This is a genomic window from Adlercreutzia sp. CNCM I-6207 (assembly GCF_977072305.1).
The window spans coordinates 1-1,508 of record NZ_CDRVLZ010000048.1 but is presented as its reverse complement, the minus strand read 5'-3'; the positions used below and the strand labels follow the sequence as shown (position 1 = coordinate 1,508).

Genomic DNA, 1,508 nt, shown 5'->3' with positions numbered 1-1,508 from the left:
GGGGGTGCGGACAAAAAGTTGGACACTCCGGTGTCCGGATTGGAGTCCGCATGTACCCGTTGGAGACCAGGGAGCTCGCCGTGGAGGCCGTCGCGGCGGGGTTCAGCCTGACCGAGGCGGCCGAGCTGGCCGGCTGCAGCCGCACGGCCGTTGTAAATTGGGCGAAGGCGGCGGGCGTCGCCCCGCCGCCCCGCAAGAAGGCCGTATACTTGCCCTTCGACAGGAAGATGGAGCTCGTCGCGCGGCTGGAGGCCGGGGAGCGGGCCGCCGACCTCGCCGCCGAGGCCGGCGTCACCGCCGCTGCCGTCTCCGGCTGGCGCCGGCGGCTCCGCGAGGAAGGGGCGCTCTCCCTCATGACCGACTCGGACATCGCCGCCCGCGCGCCGGAGCCCCGCGAGGCGCCCTCGGAGCTCGAGGAGCTCAGGGCCCGCTGCGAGGAGCTGGAGCTGCGCAACGCCGTCCTCGAGGGGACGATCGACATACTAAAAAAAGACCCAGGCGCCGACCTGTCCGCCCTGACGGCGGCGGAGAGGGCGGCGCTGGCTGACCGGCTCAGGGGGCGCTTCGGGCTGCGGGCGGCGCTGGCGGCGCTGTCCCTGCCGCGCAGCACGTTCTACGACCGCCTGGCGGCGGCCTCCGCGCCCGACCCGTACGCCGCCCTGCGGCCCCTGGTCCGGGCCGCCTTCGAGGCGTCCGGGGGCGCCTACGGCTACCGCCGCGTCCGCGCCGAGCTCGCGCGGGGCGCCGGCGCGCCGCAGCGGGCCCGCGGCGCGGCGGGGCTCGACCCGGCGCGGCCGGTGGCGGTCTCCGAGAAGGTGGTGCGCCGGATCATGGCCGAGGAGGGGCTGCGCGCCCGCGCCCCGCGGGCGGCCCGCTACAGCTCCTACGCCGGCGAGGAGGGCCGCGCGGCGGCGCCCAACCTGCTGCTGGTCGACGCCGGCCGCGACCTGCACGACTTCTCGGCCGCCGCCCCCGGCGAGGTCCTGGTCACCGACATCACCGAGTTCAGGCTGCCCGACGACCCGCGGAAGGTGTACCTCTCGCCGGCCGTCGACCTGTTCGACGGCGACGTCGCCGCCTTCTCGGTGGGCACCTCGCCGTCCAAGGCGCTCGTGGCCGAGATGCTCGCCGGCGCCGTGGCCGCCGCCGGGGGCGGCTTCACGCTCCACAGCGACCGCGGCTGGCACTACCGCACCCCCGACTGGGTCCGCGCCTGCGGGGAGGCCGGGGTGGAGAGGTCGATGTCGCGCAAGGGGCACTCGCCGGACAACGCCGCCTGCGAGGGGTTCTTCGGCAGGCTCAAGGTCGAGTTCTTCCACGGGAGGGACTGGCGCGGGGTCTCCGCCGAGCGGTTCGCCGCCGAGCTCGCCGAGTGGATCCGCTGGTACCGGGAGGGGAGGCTGAAGGCGTTCGACGAGGGAGGGCGCAAGGTGTACGATACGATAGCCGGCCGCAGGAGGCGGCTGGGGCTGGCCGCCTAGGCCGTCCGGAAAAACGTCCGCACCCCC

1 protein-coding gene is annotated in these 1,508 nt (G+C 75.3%); it reads left to right on the top strand.

Translation table 11 applies throughout. The features are described 5' to 3' along the window. A partial coding sequence (locus ACW4QM_RS11455) for an IS3 family transposase (RefSeq protein WP_455798472.1) occupies positions 1-1,481 on the top strand: 1,481 nt, incomplete at its 5' end. Positions 1,482-1,508 lie beyond the last annotated feature (27 nt).